This is a genomic window from Paraburkholderia sp. CI2 (assembly GCF_014201055.1).
Lineage (GTDB): Bacteria > Pseudomonadota > Gammaproteobacteria > Burkholderiales > Burkholderiaceae > Paraburkholderia > Paraburkholderia tuberum.
On sequence record NZ_JACHDL010000005.1, the window covers coordinates 189,334 to 212,327 of the forward strand.

18 protein-coding genes and 2 pseudogenes are annotated in these 22,994 nt (G+C 63.2%); 7 read left to right on the plus strand and 13 right to left on the minus strand.

Features of this window, described 5'->3' with window-relative positions; translation table 11 throughout:
- Nucleotides 1-45: 45 nt before the first annotated feature.
- The 7 genes from HDG32_RS09925 to HDG32_RS09955 all read right to left on the minus strand — a co-directional run bounded on the left by HDG32_RS09925 (nt 46) and on the right by HDG32_RS09955 (nt 7,137).
- A complete protein-coding gene (locus tag HDG32_RS09925; protein ID WP_184066081.1) occupies nt 46-1,527 on the minus strand; it encodes an NCS1 family nucleobase:cation symporter-1 in 1,482 nt (493 codons plus the stop codon).
- Nucleotides 1,528-1,864: 337 nt separating this feature from the next.
- The gene (locus tag HDG32_RS09930; protein WP_184066082.1) at nt 1,865-2,608 is read right to left on the minus strand and encodes a GntR family transcriptional regulator; all 744 of its coding nucleotides are present in this window, start codon (nt 2,606-2,608) and stop codon (nt 1,865-1,867) included.
- Nucleotides 2,609-2,927: 319 nt separating this feature from the next.
- Nucleotides 2,928-3,854: a muramoyltetrapeptide carboxypeptidase gene (gene ldcA / locus HDG32_RS09935; RefSeq protein WP_184066083.1), complete on the minus strand. Its 927-nt coding sequence runs from the start codon at nt 3,852-3,854 to the stop codon at nt 2,928-2,930.
- 26 nt (nt 3,855-3,880) lie between these two features.
- Nucleotides 3,881-4,609 carry a tRNA adenosine(34) deaminase TadA gene (tadA, locus tag HDG32_RS09940; protein ID WP_184066084.1) on the minus strand — a complete coding sequence of 243 codons (729 nt, stop codon included), beginning with the start codon at nt 4,607-4,609 and terminating at the stop codon, nt 3,881-3,883.
- Nucleotides 4,606-5,007, minus strand: a complete 402-nt coding sequence (locus HDG32_RS09945) for a DnaJ family domain-containing protein (RefSeq protein ID WP_018417683.1) — start codon at nt 5,005-5,007, stop codon at nt 4,606-4,608. Before HDG32_RS09945 ends, tadA begins: the two co-directional genes overlap by 4 nt.
- A 507-nt stretch (nt 5,008-5,514) precedes the next feature.
- Nucleotides 5,515-6,114 carry a 2'-5' RNA ligase family protein gene (locus HDG32_RS09950; protein WP_184066086.1) on the minus strand — a complete coding sequence of 200 codons (600 nt, stop codon included), beginning with the start codon at nt 6,112-6,114 and terminating at the stop codon, nt 5,515-5,517.
- A gap of 120 nt (nt 6,115-6,234) precedes the next feature.
- Nucleotides 6,235-7,137, minus strand: a complete 903-nt coding sequence (locus HDG32_RS09955) for a LysR family transcriptional regulator (protein ID WP_184066088.1) — start codon at nt 7,135-7,137, stop codon at nt 6,235-6,237.
- A 125-nt stretch (nt 7,138-7,262) separates the two neighbouring features.
- Here HDG32_RS09955 and HDG32_RS09960 point away from each other — a divergent pair, with 125 nt between their 5' ends.
- Together HDG32_RS09960 and HDG32_RS09965 are read left to right on the plus strand one after the other, a co-directional pair.
- Nucleotides 7,263-8,546, plus strand: coding sequence for an MFS transporter (locus HDG32_RS09960; RefSeq protein WP_184066091.1), 1,284 nt, complete (start codon nt 7,263-7,265; stop codon nt 8,544-8,546).
- A 51-nt stretch (nt 8,547-8,597) separates the two neighbouring features.
- Nucleotides 8,598-9,578, plus strand: coding sequence for an amidohydrolase family protein (locus HDG32_RS09965; protein ID WP_184066092.1), 981 nt, complete (start codon nt 8,598-8,600; stop codon nt 9,576-9,578).
- 95 nt (nt 9,579-9,673) lie between these two features.
- On the opposite strand, the pseudogene HDG32_RS09970 reads toward HDG32_RS09965, so the two are convergent.
- Nucleotides 9,674-10,020: pseudogene (locus HDG32_RS09970) on the minus strand (DUF2827 family protein); the annotation flags it as partial.
- Between the two features lie 236 nt (nt 10,021-10,256).
- Here HDG32_RS09970 and HDG32_RS09975 point away from each other — a divergent pair.
- Genes HDG32_RS09975 through HDG32_RS09990 form a run of 4 tightly spaced genes read left to right on the plus strand, consistent with a single transcriptional unit; the run spans nt 10,257 to nt 16,921 of the window.
- Nucleotides 10,257-11,717 carry a DUF3375 domain-containing protein gene (locus tag HDG32_RS09975; RefSeq protein ID WP_184066094.1) on the plus strand — a complete coding sequence of 487 codons (1,461 nt, stop codon included), beginning with the start codon at nt 10,257-10,259 and terminating at the stop codon, nt 11,715-11,717.
- Between the two features lie 2 nt (nt 11,718-11,719).
- A complete protein-coding gene (locus HDG32_RS09980) occupies nt 11,720-12,376 on the plus strand; it encodes a DUF4194 domain-containing protein (protein WP_090800540.1) in 657 nt (218 codons plus the stop codon).
- Entirely contained in the window at nt 12,369-15,740 is a 3,372-nt protein-coding gene (locus tag HDG32_RS09985; RefSeq protein ID WP_184066096.1) for an ATP-binding protein, read from the plus strand. The genes HDG32_RS09980 and HDG32_RS09985 overlap by 8 nt, the downstream gene beginning before the upstream one ends.
- A complete protein-coding gene (locus HDG32_RS09990) occupies nt 15,737-16,921 on the plus strand; it encodes a Wadjet anti-phage system protein JetD domain-containing protein (protein ID WP_090800543.1) in 1,185 nt (394 codons plus the stop codon). Before HDG32_RS09985 ends, HDG32_RS09990 begins: the two co-directional genes overlap by 4 nt.
- A gap of 92 nt (nt 16,922-17,013) precedes the next feature.
- Here the strand turns inward: HDG32_RS09990 and HDG32_RS09995 are convergent, their stop codons facing one another.
- Both HDG32_RS09995 and HDG32_RS36340 read right to left on the minus strand, forming a co-directional pair.
- A complete protein-coding gene (locus HDG32_RS09995) occupies nt 17,014-19,485 on the minus strand; it encodes a DEAD/DEAH box helicase (RefSeq protein WP_260336424.1) in 2,472 nt (823 codons plus the stop codon).
- Nucleotides 19,486-19,772: 287 nt separating this feature from the next.
- Nucleotides 19,773-19,906 (minus strand): annotated as a pseudogene (locus tag HDG32_RS36340) (integrase); the annotation flags it as partial.
- Between the two features lie 103 nt (nt 19,907-20,009).
- Here HDG32_RS36340 and HDG32_RS10005 point away from each other — a divergent pair.
- Nucleotides 20,010-20,378 (plus strand): DUF1778 domain-containing protein, encoded by a 369-nt coding sequence (locus HDG32_RS10005; RefSeq protein ID WP_260336425.1) that lies wholly within the window; start codon nt 20,010-20,012, stop codon nt 20,376-20,378.
- Here the strand turns inward: HDG32_RS10005 and HDG32_RS10010 are convergent.
- From HDG32_RS10010 to istA, 3 genes are read right to left on the minus strand one after another with little or no spacing between them, the layout of a single operon-like run.
- Nucleotides 20,348-20,566 carry a hypothetical protein gene (locus HDG32_RS10010; RefSeq protein ID WP_184066098.1) on the minus strand — a complete coding sequence of 73 codons (219 nt, stop codon included), beginning with the start codon at nt 20,564-20,566 and terminating at the stop codon, nt 20,348-20,350. The two genes, HDG32_RS10005 and HDG32_RS10010, sit on opposite strands and share 31 nt — an antisense overlap.
- Entirely contained in the window at nt 20,563-21,330 is a 768-nt protein-coding gene (gene istB, locus HDG32_RS10015) for an IS21-like element helper ATPase IstB (RefSeq protein WP_184066100.1), read from the minus strand. Before istB ends, HDG32_RS10010 begins: the two co-directional genes overlap by 4 nt.
- Nucleotides 21,317-22,819, minus strand: a complete 1,503-nt coding sequence (gene istA, locus HDG32_RS10020; RefSeq protein WP_184066102.1) for an IS21 family transposase — start codon at nt 22,817-22,819, stop codon at nt 21,317-21,319. Before istA ends, istB begins: the two co-directional genes overlap by 14 nt.
- Nucleotides 22,820-22,994 lie beyond the last annotated feature (175 nt).

A 22,994-nucleotide genomic window follows, 5' to 3' on the forward strand; every position in this document is an offset into this window, starting at 1 on the left:
GACTCCTGTTCGACTCGTTATTGCAGCGGCGAAAGCCCGTGAAACTCAGCGTGCGAGCATCCGGTAAAACAGCGCGCCGAGTCCCGCGCCGATGAACCATGAGAAATTCGCGCAGCCGTCGAGCCCCGGCACCATCACGCAGATCACCGCGATCAGCGCGGCCGGCAGCAACGCGGCCACCGCGCGATAGTTGACGCCGTTGCGATACCAGTACGAGCCGCTCGGCGCGACCGTGTACAGATCGTCGAGCACGATCTTCTGACGCTTGACGAGGTAGAAGTCGACGATCAGGACGCCGTACAAAGGTCCGATGAAGCTGCCGAGCACGTCGAGCGTGTAGTGGATTACGGCCGGATTGTTGAACAGGTTCCACGGCGTGATGAACACCGACGCGACCGCCGCGAGCATGCCGCCCGCGCGCCAGCTGATCAGACGCGGTGCAACGTTCGAGAAGTCGAAGGCCGGCGACACGAAGTTCGCGACGATGTTGATGCCGATCGTCGCGATCGTGAAGGTCAGCGCGCCGAGAATCACGGCCATCGGATAGTCGATGCGGCCCACGGTCTCGACCGGGTCCGTAATCAGTTCGCCGAACACCGGCAGCGTGGCCGCGGTCGTGATCACCGTGACGAGCGAGAACGCGAGGAAGTTGACCGGCAGGCCCCAGAAGTTGCCGCGCTTGACGCTGCGAAAGCTCCTGCCATAGCGCGAGAAGTCACCGAAATTCAGCATCGGTCCGGAGAAGTACGACACCACCAGCGAGATCGCCGTGATCATCACCGGTACCACTTCCATGCCGTGATATTTGACGCCGCCGAGGTTGATGCCGATGTTGCGCCAACCCGCGCGATACACCATGTAGCCGGCGAGAATGAACATCACGACGTAGACGGCTGGCCCGGCGAAGTCGATGAACTTCTTGATGGTCTCCATGCCGTGCCAGAACACCAGCGCCTGCAGTACCCACAGCAGCATGAAGCCCGCCCAACCGAGCGTCGACAGACCGAGCAGGCCATGCCGATGCACGTCCGCGTACGGCAGCAGTTGCGGCACGAACTTCAGCACGACGATCACGAGCGCGCTCGACGCGAGATAGGTCTGGATGCCGTACCACGCGACCGCGATCAGGCCGCGGATCACTGCGGGGACATTCGCGCCGAGCACGCCGAAGGTCGCGCGGCACGCGACCGGATACGGCACGCCGTTCAGCTGGCTCGGCTTTGCGATCAGGTTGCACAGCACGTTCACGAGCGTGATGCCGATCAGCAGCGACACCAGCACCTGCCAGCTCGTCAGGCCGAGCGCGAACAGACTCCCCGCGAATACATAGCCACCCACGCTATGCACGTCCGACATCCAGAACGCGAAGATGTTGTACGCGCTCCAGTTCTGCGCGCGCAGCGGCGCGAGGTCCTCGTTGTAGAGCCGCTCGCTGTAGCCGGCCGGCATCGACGGCTCGGTTTGAGCCGTGCCGTCCGGATAGTTGGAGATGGGGTGACTGCCTGGCGCTGCACTGAACTGAGCCATGATTCCTCCTTTGGATAGGGACCGTCGAAAGAGCATCGACGGACATTGCATCGGCCATGCCAGTTGCTCGCTTCTCGTCCCGCGTGGGTCGAAGAAGTCGGCGTCGTGGTTCCGGACCGTGCCGCGCGTGTCTCCGTACTGACGTACTTGTGGTTGTCGCATCGCCAGCCGCCGCGGCTTTCCGGCGATGCGTCGCTACCCGAGCTCCGTCGTCTCGCGACGGACGTGCGTGTTCAGGCCGGCGGCGCTCACGCGAGGCCGCCTGGCCGTGCATCTATCGGTTCAGTTCAATTCAGTGCGGCGCGCACCACGAACGGGCGCTCGCCTGCTGCTTGCCTCAGCCTGGGGTGGAGTCGGCTTCGGCTGTCCAGGTGGATGCTTCTTTCGACGCAAGCGCGCCGAATACTTCATGCAGATCCGCTGCCCCGCGCGCGGGGCGATCCAGCATCTTCAACTCGACGCTTTGCAGATGGCGCGACATCAGCGCGGCCGCCTGCTTCGCATCGCCGGCGTCGAGCGCGGCGAGAATCGCTTCGTGGTCCTCGAACGAGCACGGGCTGCGTCCGAGCGATTCGTACAGCGCGGAAATCAGCGTGGAACGCGCGACCAGCCCGTTCAGGCAATCGCACAGCACTGAGTTGCCGGTCAGGTTCGCGAGCTCCGTATGAAACTCGCCCGACAAGCGGATCCATGCCGGAAAATCCCGCGTTTCGAATGCCTTGCGTTCCCGGCCGATCATGCCGCCGATGTTCTTCAGACGCCGCATGCCGTGTCCGCTACAGATCTTTTCGACGACGGCCAGCTCGATGATGCGGCGCATTTCGAACACCTCGTGCACCTCCTGCAACGACGGACTCGCGACGAACGCGCCACGATTCGGCTCGAGATCGACGAGGCGCTCACTCGCCAGCTGCGACAGCGCCTGGCGGATGGGACCGCGCTTCACACCGAATACTTCGCATAGCTGAGCTTCGGTGAGTTTCGCGCCGGGTGCCAGCCGGTGCTCGAGGATCGCCGCGCGGATGCGCTCGGCGATTGCTTCGGGCTTCGAACTGTTCGCGACGGATTCGGTGTCGGACATGATTGGCGTCTCGGTATGTTGGTCATCATAGGACGGACACAAATATTGTCAACAATTTTTGTGTCGATTTTCGACAGTTTTTGTGCTGCGTTGCGTCAGCATAAGCCCTGTGACCCAAGCTGCGCGGCTGTATGGCGGGAATCTTACCCGGTTTTGACGATGCCAAGACGAGTACTGGCAGCCAGTTTTTGTCAACAAAAACTGCCAACATTGGCGATGGGTGTGGGAGGTGGTGAGTGTGGAAATGCTGACAGTTAGTTGCGTTACTGACGCAAAAAGAGCGGGCGATCCGCCCGCCTCCGCCCCGCCCACGACGGCTTCAGCCAATGCTCGGATAGCCCGACGCCGTCAGCCTGAAGCCATGCGCATTGGCGACCAGATGCGCGGCCGCGCCGACCGGCAGCGTCACCATGTTATGAACGTGCCCGAACTGCAGCCCCGTCACGACAGGAATGCCGATCAGCGAGCGCACTTGCTCGATCATCGCGTGCAGGTCGTAGCCGTTGTCGTAGTCGTACAGCTTGCCGCCCGAGAAATCACCGAGCACGAGCGCCTTCTGCTGCGCGAGGATGCCGGCCAGATGCAGTTGATAGATCATCCGCTCGATGCGGAACGGCTGCTCGTTGACGTCCTCGACGAACAGGATGCCGCCCTGCACCGGCGGCATGTACGGCGTGCCGACAAGCGACGCCACCACCGCCAGATTGCCGCCCCACAGCGTGCCCGTTACGTCGACGCTCTGCGCTTGCGGCGTGTCGCTCGCGACCGTGATGGTCGGCTGCGTCAACGCCGACCAGAAATGCCGCATCGTGAATTCGCTGAGCTGCTCGGCGCCGAAATCACTCATCAGCATCGGGCCGCCGAAGGTCTTCAAGCCGGCGCGCGCGAGCAGCGCCAGTTGGATCGCGGTGAAGTCGCTGTGACCGACCAGCGCTATCGGCTGATCGGCGAGCCGCCGCTGCAGCCCTTCGTAGTCGAGACCGTGCAGAATCCGCACCGCGCCGTAGCCGCCGCGCACGGCCAACACGACATCGGGCAGCTCACGCGATGGATCGGCGAGCCGGTTCAGATCGGCCGCGCGCTCGCCGTCGGTGCCCGCGAAGCGCTGGTAGCGGCGCTTCGCGGCCCCCTCGCCGTCGACTCGATGCCCCTGCGCACGCAGCCGATGCAGCGCGCGATGCAGCACCTCCGGATCATGCGGATAGCCGGATGGCGCAATCAGTTCGATGGTGCGAGATGCGGTCATGGCGAGACCCGTTGGGCGTTGTTGTTTTAGAGCGGCGTGGTTGGGGGCGGTTCGCTGCTGGAGGATGTGGCGGTGTCCACGGCCGCTTCGGCCGCTTCAGCCGTTTCGCCGCGCGCCGCCGCGCGGGCTGCGCGACTCGTCCGACGCCGCTCGGCAAAAAACGACCTGAGCGCGGCACCGCATTCGGCTTCGAGGACGCCGCCGCTGACCGTCGTGTGATGGTTCAGCTGAGGATTCGCGAACGCATCGACCACGCTGCCGCACGCGCCGGTTTTTGGATCGCGCGCGCCGAACACGACACGGGCGATGCGCGCGTGCATGATCGCGCCGGCGCACATCAGGCAAGGCTCGAGCGTCACATAGAGTTCGCAACCCGGCAGACGGTAGTTTTGGAGCGACTGCGCGGCTGCGCGCAGCGCGACCATTTCGGCGTGCGCGGACGGGTCATGCGCGCCGATCGGATGATTGAAGCCCGTGGCGATGACTTCGTCGCCGCGCACGAGCACCGCGCCGACCGGTACTTCGCCGGCTGCGCGCGCTTCTTCGGCGGCGGCCTGAGCGAGCGCCATGAAGCGCAGGTCGCGTTCGGAGATGATGGGAGCGTCGGAATTTCCGGGAGGGATGGCGGCAGCGGCCATCGGGTGATCAGCCGCCGGTGCGAAGACCGCGCCGATGCAGGCGCCAACGGATTTCTCAGCGGCCTCGGCTTGCGCAGAAGAGCCGATCGAGGCGGCACACGGGAGCGGCTCGTTCACTGCGAACCCGCGGCGGCTACATCGACATTGCCCACGCGCTCAGAGAGACGCTCCGCGATGCGGCGGCAATATTCGCGCGGCAGGACCATCGGGCCGCCGCGCAGCGATTCGAGCGCCATATCGAGCGCGAGCATGCGCGCCTGGAGACGGCAACGGGTCGGCTGATCGCTCACGGCATTCAGCTCCGTTTGCAGATCGCGCAACGCGCGAAGCTGCTCGACGGCGGGCGGCACGAAGCCCGCATTTTTCAGAATCCGGTTGGCGACGCGCACCTCTTCCGGCACCAACGCATCGTCGTCGAGGGCCAGCGGCGCGCCCGCACCCGGCAAGTCGTCGAACTCTCCGCGCGCGGCGGCGGCGGCAATACGCTGTTCGACAAGCGCATCAAGCAATTTCATCTGCAATCCACAACGTTGCGGCCCGAGCATTCTATCAGGGAGCGCACGGGCGCTCCGTGCTCACTTGACGGCATAAAGGCGCCGATTTGCCGGTAACCCCGCATTTGACGGTGCTTCAGCGTGGACTTAGAGTAAGTCATCAAGTCGCACAACGCGCGCGGCGCTTAACCGGCGCGGCACGCACAGGTTCCCTCTCGTCGAATTTGACGCCGCCATGCCATTCAAACCGATCGGCCGTCCCAGTGCTCTTCCCGTCGCGGAACCGCATCCGATCTGCGCCGCGCAGCCAGTGCGAGGGGGCCAGCAAGCGTCTCGGCCGATCGGCGTGCGTAGCGCGCTGGCGGCGATTACCGCGGCCGCGCTGCTTTCCGGCTGCGGCGTTTTTTGCGGTGGCGCCGCGGCGAGCGGCGGCGCCTATGCCGGGGGCTGCGGGACGAGCGTGCGGTTCTAGCCGGCGCCTCGCGAAACAGCCGCGAATTCGTTACCGAGGTGGCCTACGCCCCTCCCTCAGCTCGGCCCAACCAACGGCCAACGTGCGAGGACGATATGTCTGGTCCGTCCCAGCAGGCTGTGCATCAGCGCAAACTCGCGCACATTCCAGCACGCCGCCTCGGCCATATGGCGCTCGATCCACTGCATCCCGTACGCCAGCGTCACGTGCGGCGTAAAACGTGCGTCGGGCTCGATGCCGTCGTCGCGCAAGCCCGCTTCGAGCGCATCGTGAAGCGCCTGCAGTCCGTGCACACCGTGCTCGCCCACCAGCACCGCCGGCCCGAGCCGCGGCCTTTTCGCGAAGCTGGCGACCGCGTCGAATTCGACCGTAAACGGCGCCATGCTGACCGCCGCGGCCGCCCGTTTCGCCGCCTCGAGCACATCCGCCGGCAAGCCGCCCGCGAAATTGCCGAGATGCCTGAGCGTGACGTGCAAGCGGTTCGCCGCGAGCGGTTTGCCGCGCACGCCGCTGCGCACGCGTGCCTCCACACAAAGCTGCTGCGCGAACTTAGCGATACCGGCCGCGGTATTGGCATCGGGATAGACCGCGAAAAAGAGCCCGTCGGTGGGCGGGGGCGGCGCCTCGAGCCCGGGCAACCACAGTTGTTCAGCCATCGCGCCTCGTTCCTTCGCTGATTCTTTCCGTCGATCCGCACACCGCCGCACAAGCGGCCCATTGCAGCGATGATACTGTATATTCATACAGTATGACAGGCCGTGTGCAACTGCGACGCGCTACAGATCGGCCGGCTTGCCGATGCGTTTGTACCAAAGCTCGATAAACGACTCGGCCGCCGGCGACAGCGAATGCTCGGCGCGTCGGATCAGATTCACGTCGCGTGTGACGAGCGGCGCTTCGAGCCTGCGCGCGACCAGATCGCGATGTGGAAACGACCCGAGCAGAATGCCCGGAAAAATCGCGATGCCGAGACCGGCCTGCACCATCGAAAGCCCGGTCGTCATATAGGACACTTCGTACTCGACCGCCTTGCGCATGCCGAGCGTGAACAACGTTTCGTCGATCAACTTGCGGATGCCGCTCGTCGACTTGATGCCGAGCCACGGATACTGCAGCGCATCCTTCCAGCTCACACGCCGCTTTTTCGCGAGTGCCGAATCCTTGCGGCAGATCGCGCACAAGTTGTCGCGCGCGAGGCATTGCAGCGTGATGCCCTCGGGGCGCTCGCTGATCGTGCCGATGCCGAACTCGACGTCGCCCGTCAGCGTCGACGCGGTCAGGCGATCGGGCGCGGCGTCGTCGACTGAGACCTCGATATTCGGGTACAGCGCGCGATATTCGGCGAGCAGTTTCGGCACGATCGCCGCCGCGATCGACGGCGTCGCCGCGAAGCGCAGCCGACCGCGCTCGCGCCCGGCCAGCTCCTTCACGCTCGACTGGATCGACTCGAGATCACGCAGCATCCGCTCGACGGTCGGCAGGATTTCATGCGCGGCCGCGGTCGGCCGCAACGAGCGCGACGTGCGGTCGAACAGCCGCAGGCCGAGCGCCTCCTCCATTTGCCGGATCAATACGCTGACCGCGGGCTGGGTGATGAACATCTCGTCGGCCGCGCGCGTCAGCACGCCGAAACGGCAGACGAGCGCGAATGCGCGCAACTGTTTGATGGTTGGGGTCATGGAAGCGCAATCATAAAGTTACTTTATGGGACCATTGATTTTGTTCGATTGTTTTCATTCGGACAGCACCCTACATTGCTCTCCTACGCAGCGCGCAGCCGTTCAAAAAACGACAGGAGACAGTCGTGACAGCAATCGATTCGCGCAAACGCTTGATCGGCGCAATGGCGTCGACGCTCGGCAATGTGCTCGAGTGGTACGACTTCGTCGTGTTCGGGTTTCTGTCGATCATCATCGCGAAGCAGTTCTTCCCCAGCCACAGCGAGTACGCCGCGCTGATGCTCACCACGGCGACGTTCGGCGCGGGCTTCGTCGTGCGGCCGCTCGGCGGGATTCTGCTGGGCATGTACGCGGACCGCAGAGGCCGCAAGGCAGGCCTCACGCTCGTCATCGCGATGATGACGGTGGCCGCCGCGATGATCGCGCTCACCCCCGGCTTCCAGCAGATCGGCCTGATCGCGCCGGCGATCGTGCTGTGCGCGCGTCTGTTGCAGGGCATTTCGGCCGGCGGCGAATTCGGCACCGCGACCGCGATGTTGATCGAATATGCACCGACAGCGCGCCGCAATCTGTATGGCAGCTGGCAGATGTTCGCGCAGGCCCTGGGCGCGTTGCTCGCGGTCGCGATGGGCAGCGCGCTCACGCATCTGTTCACGCATGAGGCGCTCGAGTCGTGGGCATGGCGCATTCCGTTCCTGCTTGGTCTGCTGATCGGCCCGGTCGGCTTCTATATCCGCCGCAACCTGCCCGAAACCGAGGCGTTCCAGAAGCTCGGCGCGCGTGTGAAGGTGCCGTTCTCGCGCGTCGTGATGCACTATCCACGCGAGTTGTTCGTCGCGACCGCGCTGTCGGCCGCGCTCAACGTGATGGCCTACGTGATCATCACGTATCTGCCGATTTACGCGGTGCAGAACCTGCATATGCCGGTGACGCTGCCGTTTTCCGTGCTGCTCGCGAGCGTGCTGCTGCGCGTGGTGACGATTCCTCTATTCGGTCATCTCGCGGATCGCATCGGCGGCGAACGCATGATTCGCGTCGCGCTCGCACTGTTTCTCGTCGTGCTATACCCCGCTTACTACTGGATCGTCAACGCGCCGTCGTTCGCGTCGATCATGTCCGTCGAACTCGGCTTCGCGCTGCTGATCAGCGCGTCGAACGCGCCGATTCCGACCGCGCTCGCCGGCCTGTTCCCGACCGAAGTCCGCTCGACCGGCCTCGCGATCTCGTACAACATCGGCGCGGCCGTTTTCGGCGGCTTCTCGCCGATGGTGCTGACGTGGCTGCTGCACGTGACTGGCAACAACATGATGCCGGCGCATTTCTGCGCGCTGTTCTTCGCGCTCGGCCTGGTCGGCGCGTTCATGCTGAAACGCCGCGCCGCGCCGGTGAACGAGTTCGCCACCCAGTAGCCCGCTCATCCCCGTTTTCCTCTCACCCGCACTTTCTCCGGGAGATCCCGCATGCCTGTCATTGACGTTCATACGCACATCTTCACGCACAAATGGCTCGAACTGCTGCGGCAGCGCGGCGGTGCGTACAACATTCAGACGCGCCCCGACGGTCAGCAGGAAGTGTTTCGCGGCAACACGCCGGTCGTGATTCCGCAAAAAGGCCACTTCGATTTCGACATGCGGATCCGCCAGATGGATGAATCGGGCATCGATATTTCGGTCGTGTCGCTGACCTGCCCGAACGTGTACTGGGGCGATCAGGCAACCAGTTGCCTCGCCGCGCGCGAATCGAACGACACGATCGCCGAAGCACAGGCCAAATATCCCGGCCGCATCCGCTGGTTCACGTCGCTGCCGTGGGAATATCCGGAAGCGGCGCTCGAAGAACTGCGCCGCACCTGCGAGAACGGCGCGAGCGGCGTGATGGTGCTCGCGAACATCGCGGGACGCAGCCTCACCGATCCGATGTTTGCGCCGATCTGGGCCGAGATCGACCGTCGCGCGTTGCCGGTGCTCGTGCATCCGACCGATCCGCCCGGCGTCGATCTGATGGACATGACGAAGTTCGATCTGAGCTGGGCGGTCGGTTTCATGTTCGACACGACGCTCGCCATCACGCGCATGATCTTCGAAGGCTTCTTCGATCAGTATCCGGATCTGAAGCTCATCGCGTCACATGCGGGCGGTGCGTTGCCTTATCTGGCGGGCCGCTTCGAGAAAGGCAACGAGGTCGAGATCCCGCAACGTCGCAAGATGAAGCGCAAGCCGATCGATTATCTGCGCCATATCTACTACGACTGCATCACGTATAGCCCGGCGTCGTTCGAATTTCTCGTCTCGGTGGTCGGCGCGGATCGCGTGATGTTCGGGACCGACTGGCCGCATCAGGTGTACGACATTCGCGGCGCGTTCGCCAACACCGCGCGTCTGCCGAAGGAGCAATGCGACGCGATCCGCGGCAACAACGCGCTGCGGGTCTTCGGGTTCTGACGCGAGTCGCGGCGGCAGCGAGGACCTGATGCGCCGGGATACGCTGGCAATTATGTTCTCGCAACGACACCTCGCCCTTGCGCCGCGCGCGACGACTACCGCGGCGCTCGCGCGATCAGATCGTCGAGCAGCGCCGCGTAGGTGGCGACCAGCTGACGGTTATCCGGCAGGTAGCGGGCGATCTCCGTGCGCTGCTTCTCGCAATACCACGACGTATGCGCGTCGTGGCAATCTGTCGCTTCGATAGCCCTACGCGCCCCCTCTTCAACGTCGTTGTCCCGATAGTAGTAACCGAGGTCCGCGCACAGATGCGCGTTGTGCACCAGCGGATAGCCCTGCCAGCGCACTTCCAGGTAGAAGTAATTGAGCGGTTTTTCAGTTGATGCGAAATCACGATGTCCGTGTTCTGAGCCAGAAACACGGGCGTTTCGTGTCGTCCGAGAACCCGCTCCGTTAAAAAAGCCAGCAAGACCGAGCATCTGAAGCCGATTCGATACCGTCGTCGATACCGTGAGCGAACCCCTGCGCGGGCGCCCACGTACACCGCCAGAAACACGGTGAGACTCATTCCAGAGCGGATCCTTGCAAAATTGGGATGACAGTCGGAGTAGGATACTGGCCTTTTGAGCCAAAGTTCGGCGATCTCCTCAGGGGTGCCGAACCCGTCATCTCGCACCGATGCCCCTCGACTACCCTACCCTCGATGCGCTGCGCACGCGCCATCCCGCTTGGCGCCTGTTACGCTCCGACCACGCGCCGCTCGCTGTCAGCTTCCTGCACCGCGTGTTCGTCGCGCCAAACGTGCGCGTGGTGGCGGCTCCGCTTCTTGCCGAAGCACTCGAAGATGAGCTTTACGCGTTGCGCGAACAACTCGGCGATGACGCCTTCCCGAAGCCGGCGCTCGAGTATCTGAACGACTGGGCCAGCCCTGAAAAGGGATGGTTGCGCAAGTACTATCGCCAAGGATCCGATGAACCGCAGTTCGACCTGACACCCGCCACGGAGAAAGCGATCGCGTGGCTCGGCACGCTGACGGAACGCAGCTTTGTCGGCACGGAATCGAGGCTCTTGACACTTTTCGAGCTGCTGCGGCAGATGGGCGAAGGCAGCGAGGCGGACCCCGAAAAGCGTCTTGCCGAGCTCCACACGCGGCGCGGCCAGATCGACGAAGAAATCGCCCGCGTGGAGGCCGGTGACGTTCGGCTGCTCGACGATGCCGCGCTCAAGGACCGCTTTCAGCAATTCATGCAGATGGCGCGCGACCTGCTCACGGATTTCCGTGAAGTCGAACAAAACTTTCGGCTGCTGGACCGACATGTGCGCGAGCGAATCGCGCTCTGGGAAGGATCGAAGGGTGCGCTCATCGAGGAAATCATGGGCGAGCGCGACGCGATCGCCGATTCGGACCAGGGCAGCAGCTTCCGGGCGTTTTGGGACTTCCTGATGTCGAGCCGCCGTCAAGAGGAACTCTCGAAACGGCTCGAGCGCGTGCTGGCGCTGCCGGCGGTCATGGAAATGAGGCCCGACGCGCGCACGCGGCGCGTCCACCATGACTGGCTGGAAGCCGGCGAGCATACGCAGCGCACGGTAGCTCAGCTCTCGCAGCAGCTTCGACGCTTCCTCGACGATCAAGCGTGGCTCGAAAACCGCCGCATCATGGACATTCTGCGCGGTATCGAAACGAAAGCGCTTGCGCTGCGCGAAGCGCCCCCACCAGGCTCCGTCATGGAGATCGAGACCGCATCCACTGACATCGAGCTGCCGATGGAACGCCCGCTTTACGCGCCGGCGCTGCGCCCTCTCATTGCCAACGTCTCAATCGAAACCGGTGAGGCGAACCTCGATGCCTCGGCACTCTACACGCAGATCGTCGTCGATCGCGCGCGCCTCGCAGGCCATATCCGTCGATGCCTGCAAGATCGGCCGCAAGTGACGCTTGCCGAACTGACCGCTTCGCAGCCTCTCGAGCATGGGCTCGCCGAGCTCGTCGCCTATTTGCAACTGAGCGCCGAAGCTGGATCATTTCGCGCGACCGTCGATGAGGCCATTTCCGATACGATCGAGTGGCAGGCGAACGACGCCAACGGAACACCAATCATTAAGCGCACGACGATGCCGCGTGTGATTTTCACAAGGTAGAGATGACGGAAGAACAGCAAGCCTCGTCGCCTGGTCGAGGTGATTTGTCGACAGTTGCCATCGCGCTGCTCAAGGGCGTGGTTTATCGTGATGGAAACGAGCGCCTCTGGGCCGCACTGCTCGAATTGCAGACGCACGCGCGCGACTACGTCGCCGTGCTTGGCCTCGAGCTCGTCGTGGACGAGGCGGAAGGCTACGCCTTCGTAAAAAGCCGCGCCGCGCATGACGCTGAAGTCGATGGGGAACAGGCTAAGCTACCCCGGCTCGTTGCCCGGCGTCCACTCTCGTTCCCCGTGAGCCTGCTGCTCGCGCTGCTGCGAAAGAAGCTGGCGGAATGGGATGCTGGCGGCGGCGACACGCGGCTCGTCCTTGCGCGCGAGGACATCGTCGAGCTCGTACGCGTATTCCTTCCCGCGAGCACCAACGAGGCGCGCCTGGTCGATCAGATCGATACACACGTGAACAAGATCGTCGAGCTCGGCTTCCTACGCCGGATGAAGACCACGAGCGGACCGCCCACATTCGAGGTGCGGCGCATTCTTAAGGCGTTCGTCGATGCGCAATGGCTGCTCGATTTCGACGCGCGGCTCGCGAGCTATCGGGCGCACCACCTTCAAGATTCGACGGTTTCTGACCAACAGGAGAGTCGCGATGAATGAGCCGCGTACGCTCGGCCTCGATTTTGCCGTCGACGACGCCCTGACGGGCTTTCGCCTCGAGCGACTCGAGGTTTTCAATTGGGGAACCTTCGACCAACGAGTCTGGGTGCTGCGGGTCGATGGCCGCAACGGCCTGCTGACAGGAGACATCGGCTCCGGCAAGTCGACGCTCGTCGACGCCATCACCACCCTCCTCGTGCCCGCGCAGCGCATCGCCTACAACAAGGCGGCAGGCGCGGACAGCAAGGAACGTACGTTACGCTCGTATGTGCTTGGCTACTACAAGTCGGAGCGCAACGAGGTCACGGGGACGGCCAAGCCCGTGAGCCTGCGCGACCATAACAGCTATTCGGTGATTTTGGGCGTGTTTCGTAACGCCGGGTACGATGCCACAGTCACACTCGCGCAGGTGTTCTGGATGAAAGACGCACAGGCTCAACCCGCGCGATTCTTCGTCTGTGCCGAACGCGATCTCTCGATCGCCGCTGACTTCTCGCGCTTCGGCACCGAGATCGCACAGCTGCGCAAAAAGCTGCGCGGGCTGGGTGCCGAAATCGAGGACACATTTCCGAAATACAGCGCCTGGTTCCGGCGGCGCTTCGGAATCGAAAACGAGCAAGCGCTCGAGCTCTTCCATCAAACGGTATCGATGAAATCGGTGGGCAATCTCACCGACTTCGTACGCAGCCACATGCTTGAGCCGTTCGACGTTGCACCGCGCGTCGACGCACTGATCACTCACTTCGACGATCTGAATCGCGCGCACGAGGCGGTACTGAAAGCCAAGCGCCAGGTGGAACTGCTGACACCGCTCGTCGACGACTGCGATCGCCACAGCGAGCAAGGACACGTTCTCGAAGGCTGGCGAGCGTGCCGTGAAGCACTGAAACCCTACTTCGCCGGGCTCAAGCTCGGCCTCATCGAGCGCCGCCTCCAATTGCTCGACGAGGATCACGCGCGTGCAATATCACGCAAGGCGCGGCACGAAGAAGCGCGCGACCAGGCGCGCCAGCGCGTGGACGATTTGCGCCGCGCCGTGGCCGAACAAGGCGGCGATCGCATCGCGCAGCTCGAGGTCGAAATCCGCCATCACGAGCGAGAAAGCGCGCGTCGCCGCGAACGCGCGCAACGCTATGCCACCATCGTTACGCTGCTCGGCGAAACCGAGGCCACGGATGAGGCCGCATTCGCTTCCCAACGCCAACGTCTGGCCGAGCGGCGCAGCTCGCTCGTCGACGACGAAGCGCAAGAGCAAAATGCGATTACCGAATGGAGCGTGGCCTTTCGCGAAGGGAAAGCGCAGCGTGATCTGCTAGAGGACGAAATCGCGAGCCTGAAAGCTCGACGTAACAACATCCCGAAGGAACAAGTCGCGATGCGGGCGAGCCTATGCTCGGCGCTCGGTCTGGAGGAAGACGCCCTGCCGTTCGCCGGCGAACTCATTCAGGTGCAAGAGGATGCGCGCGATTGGGAGGGCGCCGCCGAGCGCGTCCTGCGCAACTTCGGCCTGTCGCTGCTCGTGCCCGACGAGCACTATGCGAACGTCGCGGCGTGGGTCGATCGCACTCATCTCCGGGGGCGGCTCGTCTACTTTCGCGTGCGCTCTGAACGCGCCGCGCGTGCAGCCGAGGCCATCGAGCTACACCGCCACTCGCTCGCGCACAAGCTCGCGATCAAGCCCGATTCGCTGTTCTATGGCTGGCTCGAGCGCGAAATCGGCCGCCGGTTCGACTATGCATGCTGCGATACGCAGGAGCAGTTTCGGCGCGAGACGCGCGCGATCACGCGTGCGGGCCAGGCGAAAGCGCTTGGCGAGCGCCACGAAAAAGACGACCGCCGCGCGCTTGACGATCGCAGCCGCTACGTGCTGGGTTGGAGCAACACGGCCAAAATTGCCGCCCTCGAAGCACAACGGCGAGCGCTCGAGGTTCGGCTTGGCGAGATCGGACAGAAGCTTGGAGAAGCTCAAAGCGAGCACGCGAAGGTGCGCGAGCAGCTCGAAGCGCTTGCGCGCATCGGCGAGTTCGTCGACTTCCGCGACATCGACTGGGCAAGCTGCGCGACCGCGATCGCACGTCTGGCAGACGAAAAAGCCCGCCTCGAAGCGGCAAGCGACGCCCTCGCGGAGCTAACGGCCCAATTGGACTCGGCGCACGCGTCGTTGACAGAGAGTGAAGCGGCGATCTCGGAAACCGACTCGGAACTGGGCGGTATCCTGGCCAGGCGGGAGGCAGCGCAAACGTTGCGCGACGAGACGCACGCGCTCGTTGCGCAAGTGAATGCCGAACTTGCCGAGCGAATCGAGGCGCTGCGAGCGGAGATTCTCGGCGAACACCAGCTTTCCGTCGAGTCATGCGACAACCGCGAGCGGGACGTGCGAGAGGCGTTGACAACCCGTATCGACAACGAAACGAAGTCGCTCGGCCGCCTTGCCGAAAAAATCGTCAAGGCCATGGCGGCCTTCAAGGATGCCTACAAGCTCGAAACGGCCGACTTCGATGCGAGCCTCGACGCGACCTCAGAGTACCGTGACATGCTCGCGCGGCTGCAAGCGGACGATCTGCCGCGCTTCGAAGCGCGTTTCAAAGAGCTGCTCAACGTCAATACGATCAACGAGATCGCCAACTTCCACGCCCAGCTCGCCCGCGAACGGCAAACGATCAAGGAACGTATCGAACGCATCAACGAATCGTTGCGACAAATCGACTACAACGCGGGCCGATACATCGTCCTCGAGAGTCAGTCCAGCCCCGACGCGGAGATCCGCGAATTCCAGAGCGACCTGCGTGCTTGCACCGAGGGCGAACTCACCGGCTCGGACGATAGCCAATACTCGGAGACCAAGTTCCTGCAAGTCAAACGGATCATTGACCGCTTCCGCGGCCGCGAAGGGTTGACCGAGCAGGACCGGCGCTGGCGCGCCAAAGTGACCGACGTGCGCAACTGGTTTCTGTTCGCCGCCAGCGAGCGTTGGCGTGAGGACGACAGCGAATACGAGCACTATTCGGACTCGGGCGGTAAATCGGGCGGCCAGAAGGAAAAGCTCGCCTATACGATCCTTGCCGCGAGTCTCGCCTATCAGTTCGGCCTCGAATGGGGCGCCGTGCGTTCTCGATCGTTCCGCTTCGTCGTCATCGACGAGGCGTTTGGACGAGGCTCCGACGAATCGGCGCAATACGGTCTCACATTGTTTCAAAAACTGAACCTGCAACTGCTGATCGTCACGCCGCTGCAGAAGATTCACATCATCGAGCCGTTCGTTTCGAGCGTCGGATTCGTTCAGAACGAGGGCGGACGCGCCTCGAAGCTGCGCAACCTGTCGATCGAGGAGTACCGCGCGCGCAAGGCGGAGTTCGAGCAATGAATTGGACGACGACCGCCGAACTGCGCGTTCGCCTCCAGCGCCTATGGGAGCGTGGCGAATGGCTGCGGAGCCTCGTAGACGGCACCGAGGGGCTGTTCCCGCTACGTCTGACGATAAAAGGCCCGAGCTCGTCCGAATTGGCCGAACGCTTCGACGCGGTACGCGCATGGATCGCGGAGATTGCCGCGACACCGCGCGTACGCATCGAATGGCGAGAAATCAATCATCGAATTCTCGGCCTGCAGCGTTTGCCACAAGCAGCTTGGGTGGACAGTCTGGACGATGCGCTCGCGGTCGCCGGCAAGCGCCGCGACGCAGCCCAGTTCGAGCGGCTGCTCGAAATCACCCGCTCACGCCAGCCGAAGCTCACCACGTGGCTTGCGCAGCGCCCGTTGCAAGCACTCGAATTCGCAGGCGATTGGGAACGACTGCTGGCAGTCGTCGATTGGCTGCAAGCACATCCGCAGCCGGGCGTATATCTTCGCCAAGCCGAAATCGCCAACGTCGACACGAAATTCATCGAGGCGCGGCGCGGCGTCCTCGCCCAATGGCTCGATCTCGTGCTGCCGTCGGAGTCAATCGACAGCAGCCGGACAGCCGCCGCCCAATTCGCTGCTCGCTACGGGTTCCGCGAGAAGCCGCCTCGGATTCGATTTCGCGCGCTCGATGACAGGCTCGCCGTTCTGCCCGGCATGGGCCGGCCCGACATCGCACTCGACGCTGACAGCTTCGCGCGCCTCACACTGCCATGCCGCCACGTGTTCATCACGGAAAACGAGATAAACTTTTTGGCGTTTCCCGACGTTCCGCAGTCGATCGTGCTCTTCGGGGCGGGCTACGGTTGGGAAGCTCTCGAGCCGGCGCGATGGCTCACGGACTGTGCGCTCCACTACTGGGGCGACATCGACACGCACGGCTTCGCCATTCTCGATCAATTGCGCAGCCGGTTCCCGCATGTTGGATCGTTCTTGATGGATCGCGCGACGCTGGTGGCGCATGAAGCGTTCTGGGGAGAAGAAGGCGATCAGGTCACGCGCGATCTGCCGCGGCTCACTGCCAAAGAGCGGGAACTCTTCGATGACCTCCGCGACAACCGGATTCGCCATGGATTGCGGCTCGAGCAAGAGCGCGTGGGATTCGGGTGGGTCAGGGCGGCGCTCGAAGAGCGGGCTTGCGCTTAGAACTTCCCCATCTCACCGCCAGGTACAACTCGAATACGACTCGAAGCAGGCCGCCTCGAAGATGCCTGCCCCAACTCCCACGTTCAGCGACTCTAGTTTGCGCTGCCGTTGCGCAGCAGAGCATCCGAGATCGTCGACAGCACCTCAGCCAGTCGTCTTGCCGTCTCGGGAGATGGCAGCGGCAACCTGAGACTTCGCGCGCCCGTCACGGCATCGCGCTCGACCCACGGGTGTGCGGCAACCGCGCCGTCGCCCGGCTCATTCAACGCCGACGCCAGCGCCGCGCCGAACTGCAGCCACCCTGACCACGGTTCGAGGGACGCGCCTCGTGGCGCTGTATCGATGGTCGCAGCTTGAGGCCGCTCTCCGGTACCGGCGAAATCGGTTTCCACGACGCTCGCGTCACGCGCCGCGTCGCCGGACACGACTGCGCCGCTCGCGGCTTCCTCCGCCGCGGCCATGACCTCGCTCTCTCCCATGCGCCCCGCGACGTTTTCGACATCCTTCATGAAGCGGGTCAGGCGCGAACCACCGAGCAGAATTTCGCTGGCGCCGCCATCGAGGATGCCTTCCGCCAGCGAGCGCTTGAAAGCCAGCACCGACAGCATGCCCTCCTCGATCGTTCCCTTCGCGATGTAATTGACGACTTGTACCGGCTTTTTCTGGCCCAACCGATAGATGCGCGCGATGCGCTGTTCCAGCACCGCCGGGTTCCACGGCAGATCCATGTTCACGAGCGTCGACGCGTGCTGGAGGTTGAGCCCCGTGCTACCTGCGTCCGTCGACAGAAATACCCGACAGTCCGAATCGTCCCGAAAGCGCTGCACCAGCGCGGGCCGATTTTCCGACGGCACGCCGCCATGGAAGCTGACGTAGCCGATGCCGAGCTTCTTGAGCCGGCGAATGACTATCTCATGCGTGCGCGTCCATTGGCTGAACACCACGACTTTCTCGTCCGGCTGCGTGAAAAGCGACTCGAACAACGTCGCCAGCTCGTCGGCCTTCACGCCATGATCGGTTTCCTGGTCCAGCAGATAGGTGCTGTTGCACGACATGCGCATGTTCTGCAAAGCGCAGGTGAGGCGCCGCTGGTCCTGATCCGACAGAAACCTGGTGTTACGCCAGCGCCGGACGATTTTGGCCACGATGTCCGCGTTTTCCGTGTGATACGCCATCTGCAGCTCGGTCATGGGCACCAGCAGATTCTGGTCGGTGCGCCCGGGCAACTGCAGCAGCACCTCGGACTTGCGACGCCGTATCATGATCGGTGCCAGGGTCTGGCTGATCTTCTCGAGGCCCGTGTATCCCGTCACGCGTCCCGCCTCGTCCTTGACCTGATGTTCGTGCAGCAGCTTCCACGTGGGCCCGAGACGGTGCTGGTCGACGAATTGAACGATGGAAACGAGTTCCTCCAGCTTGTTTTCGAGAGGCGTTCCCGTCAGCACGACGGCATAGGGGCTGTCGATTCGCTTGAGAGCCTTCGCCGCAATGGTGTTCCAGTTCTTGATGCGCTGCGCCTCGTCGACGATGACCAGCTCCGGCGCCCACGCGGAAATCACGTCAAGGTCCGATTTCAGCTTCTCATAGTTGGTGATCTTGTAGAGATCCTGGGCCGCATATTCGCCCCGCCTCTGGGCAAGGCCGCCCGCGACTACCCTCGAAGCGTGGCCGGAGAACCGCGTGATCTCGCTCTGCCACTGATACTTGAGCGAAGTCGGGCAAATCACCAGCACTTTCGACACGCCAAAATGCCGGATCAGGATTTCCGCCGCCGCGACGGCCTGCACCGTCTTGCCGAGGCCCATTTCGTCGCCGATCAAGGCGCGCCCGGCACGCACGGCGAACAATGCGCCTTCGGCCTGGTACGGATAGAGCGGCACCTTGAGCAGCTTCTTCAGCGAGGGCGTCGCCCCTCCTTGCGGAAACTGCCCGTCGAGCATCCCGGCACGGCGCGCCGCATCGTTTCGGCCAGCGATGAAATCGAGCGCGTCGTCATGGGCGCGCAATTCGTGCCCGGCCTTCGCCACCCTGGAGAGAAAGCGCCCGAGATCTTCGAAACGGTCCTCCGGCAGATGCCATCGCCGAGACTCGTCGAACAAAGCGGCGGCCGCTTTGGCTACCTTTGCCGGACAATCCGCGCCGGCGCGAAAATGGACCGCTCGCCCTCCCTCGTTTCGCAAATACAGCTCCGAGAATGCGGGCTGATAACCACGGGCGAAGGCCGCCTTTGCGCCTCGCTTGCGCAGCAGTCGCGACAAGGTAAATTCAATGTGCTTGCAGGTGCCGAGTTCGTTGGTGGCGTAATCGGGACAGTCGCAAAAGTTGTCGCCCGGGCAGACCCCACGAATCGACACGCGATAGCTGAAGCTCGACTCCGGATTGCCGACGCGGAATTCGGAGAAATACGTCTCCGTCCCGAGATTCTCCAGCGAGAACGCTTGCTCTTGCCCGAATTGCCGACGCAAGGCGCGCTGCCAGTCGGCGGGCGACATGTGATCGGGGGCGTGGATGCGGGAAAGCTTCGAGGATCGACGTGACTTGGTGGAAGAGTGTTTGCTAGTCATGACTTGACGTGATATTTGCGCGACCGACCCGCTCCAACAATGCGAAGTCCAGCGGGTCTCGGATTGCCTCCCACGCGGGGGCCAGATCCAGTCAATCCGCCAACGGCTGAATCCGCCCCCGGATCGAGTCCGTAAGGCGTCCTTGATTGCCTACCGGCTCGGTAAAAAAGAGGACACACAGTATATCCCGGGCCTCGTCCTCCATCGCCCGCAGATTCGACACACAAGGCGGCACTCAGCACCGGCACTACCTCATTCTCGGGCAATAGTTTCGGCACGTAGCTCTACCCGTCGATCCAGGCATCGACCATGTTGCCCACTCTTGCAGCATGTGGCGCCGCTGCTCGGCGTACTCTGCCTTGTTGTAGATCGAGCGCGAGGAACGTCCGTCCTCGTGCGCCAGGCACTTCTCGATCCAGTCGCCAGGCTGAAACTTGACTGATTCTGCCACGGCGCGTATTGACTTCAGATATACACTGCTCAATCATACGTATATCTATCGTATATACAGTATGGAGTGCATCATGCGCGACGCACCTATTAATCTTCGCGCCTTGCCAGAGCAACGTGATCTGATCGATTACGCAGCGAGCCTGCTTGGCAAAAACCGCTCTGACTTTATGTTGGAGGCCGCTTGCGAGCGCGCTCAGGCCGTCGTCCTGAATCGCACTTTCTTTGGGCTTGATTCGGAAAAATTTAAGCAGTTCACCGAATTGCTAGACGCGCCGAAAGTCGCAAACGCGGGTCTTGCACGTCTTATTGTTGACGGCGGTGTGAAAGCGCCACCAGATGGCGGCGCAAGGTTGAGTAAAAGCGTCAACAACAGGGGCGGTTACGTCCCGCCGTTGTTGGGTGATGGTCATCAGAATGGATCATCGATGTCGCGAGGGTGAGGATTGTCGGGAGGCGTACGCTGTTCGTACAGCAGGCCATTTAACGGAATCTGATAGTGCGCGGCGATACGCTCGCGTAGATCGTCGATGAGTTCCACGACGGCGAGCGCCTGATTTGCGGACCAGTTGTCCGGAATCAGGAAGTCCAGCCCGTGAGTGATGCCCGAAGGCAGGTGGAGTCGCTTCATGATTTCTTCTTCTCCATGCGTGCCGCGCTGCGTTTCTTTGCGCGCTGCTCGGCCCGTTCACGTGCCTCCTTCACCCGGTAGGACTCGCCTTCGATTGCGACGACTTCAGCACGATGCACCAGCCGGTCAACCAGCGAGACGACGCAGGCGGCGTTCGGAAACACCTCCGACCATTCTGCGAACGGCCGGTTTGTCGTGACCACGGTGCTCGCTGCGCCATACCGGCGGCTGATCAGTTCGAACAGCAGGTCGGCGTGGCGGTTCGAGTAGGACAGGTATCCGACCTCGTCAATTACAAGCACGTCCGGCGTGGCGTACCGGTGCAGCCGCCGGCGTAACGCCGAGTCACTGTCAAGCGCGGCGAGCTCACCGAGCATCTGGCCAGCAGTTGTGAACAGCGCCGTGTGCCCGTTGACGAGCGCCTGGTAGGCGAGGTTCAGCGCCAGGGTCGACTTGCCCACGCCGTTCGGGCCGATCAGTACGACGTTGGCGGTGTCCCTGACGAACTCGAGCGACATCAGTTCTTCGACGGCGGCCCGGTCGCAGCGCGTGGGCCAGGCCCAGTCAAAGTCGCACATCGGTTTGAAGCTGCCCAGATGGGCGTCCCGGATGCGTCGCTCGAGCGAACGGCGGGCACGCTCGTCTTCTTCCCACTGCAGCAGCGGCGCAACCCAGCCGGCGTCGGTGAGATCCGGCCAATGCGCCAGCAGCCCGTACAGGCGCAGGGCGTTCGCGCGCTCCTGCAGGTTCTCAGGCGAGCTCATCAGTACCTCCCGTTATCTGGTCGTAGATGTCGAGCCGGTGAGGGGTCACCAGCGTGTCCTTGCTACGCACGTGCTCGGGCAGGTTCACCGTTACTGGCGGCGGTACCTGGCGCGATTCGCGCCGACGCTCCAGCGCCAGACGCACCGGATTCTGGTGAGGCGCGGCATCGCTGGCGAGCGTTTCCTCGATCGCTGCCTGCAGTTCGGCTGCACCATAACGGTCGAGCAGCCGCAGCAGGTGGGCGGTGATATTGCCCAGATTGGCGCCGCGTTCAGCCGCGCGCAGCATGAGTGTGTGACTGGCCGGCGCTGCGCGGGCGAGATGGTCGAGGCCGCGATGGTGACGGGCTTCGCGTTTGCGTGCAACGAGGTCGTCGATGTGCGCGGCAATCTCGATCTGCGCGCCGCGATCGTAACTGCGCACATGGGTTGCAAGCAGATCGGCGCCGTCGAGAATGCGTACCTGCCGGGGATCGGCCCGGACCGTGAGCACGCGCCGCACGTGGGTATGCGGGATCGTGTAGTCGTTCAGATCGAAGCGCACATACGGCTGCTTGCCGACCTTCACGGCCAGTTGCAGTTCGCAGGGATACGGGTTCTCCGGCAAGGTAAGCAGGCTTGGCTGCTCGCGGGCGAAGGCTTCACGCACCGTGATCGTGGGCTCTTCCCGGCAGGGACGATCCGCCGCGATGCCCGCGCACCATTGCGCGGCCTGGATGTTCAGATCGTCGAGATCGGCGAACTTGCGCGCGGCAAAGAAATTCTCACGTACATACCTGATAGCTCTTTCGACGCGTCCCTTCTCGTTTCCTCTGGCCACTGCCACGGGCCGGGGCTCGAAGCGATGATGAGCGGCGAACGCGAGCAACGTCGGGTTGAAGCGGATCGCATCACCCTGACGCTCGAGCACAGCGCTCCTGAGATTGTCGTAGAGGAGGATCCGTGGCAATCCGGACCACGCCGCGAACGCGCCGGCGTGGCCCGCCAGGAAGCTGTCCATGCGGGCATCGAGGAAGAAGCGCAGATAGATCTGCCGAGACCACGACAGCACCATGACGAAGGCCATGAGCGGCCGGCGCGCGCGCCCGATCTGCAGGTGATCGAAATGGGCCCAGTCAACCTGGCCCTGCTCTCCAGGCAAGGTGCGCAGCCGCAGATAAGCCTCTGGTGTAGGACGCGGACGGTGTACCGCGATCAGGTGCCGGAAATGATGAGGGTTACCACGGTAGCCGCGCTCGGTGACCATCGCATACAGCCGGCTGGCCGTGAGCGACGGAAATCTCTTGAGCGTGTCATGGATAAACGGCAGGTAGGCATCGATCTGCGAAGGTCTGAGCATCCCGCCGACGCGGGGCAGACCGGCCTGCGCCAGCACGCGCTGGACCGTGCCACGGTGCACGTGCAACTGCCGTGCGATGGTGCCGCAGCGCCACTTCTCGACGTGGTAGTAGCGCAGGATCTGCGCCTCGAGTTCAACTCCAATGGTCATGGGTCAATTCCTGTGTAGTAGGTAGTAGTACGAACATCACGGAAGACCCGACGGCGTAGTGGCCCGAGGCGCACGAAGTCCAGACAGACGCAGTGGCAGAAATGGCAACGCTCAGGCACTGTCACGGATCGGCGTAATCGAGCCGGGGATGATCGGCATAATGAGGCCACTTAGA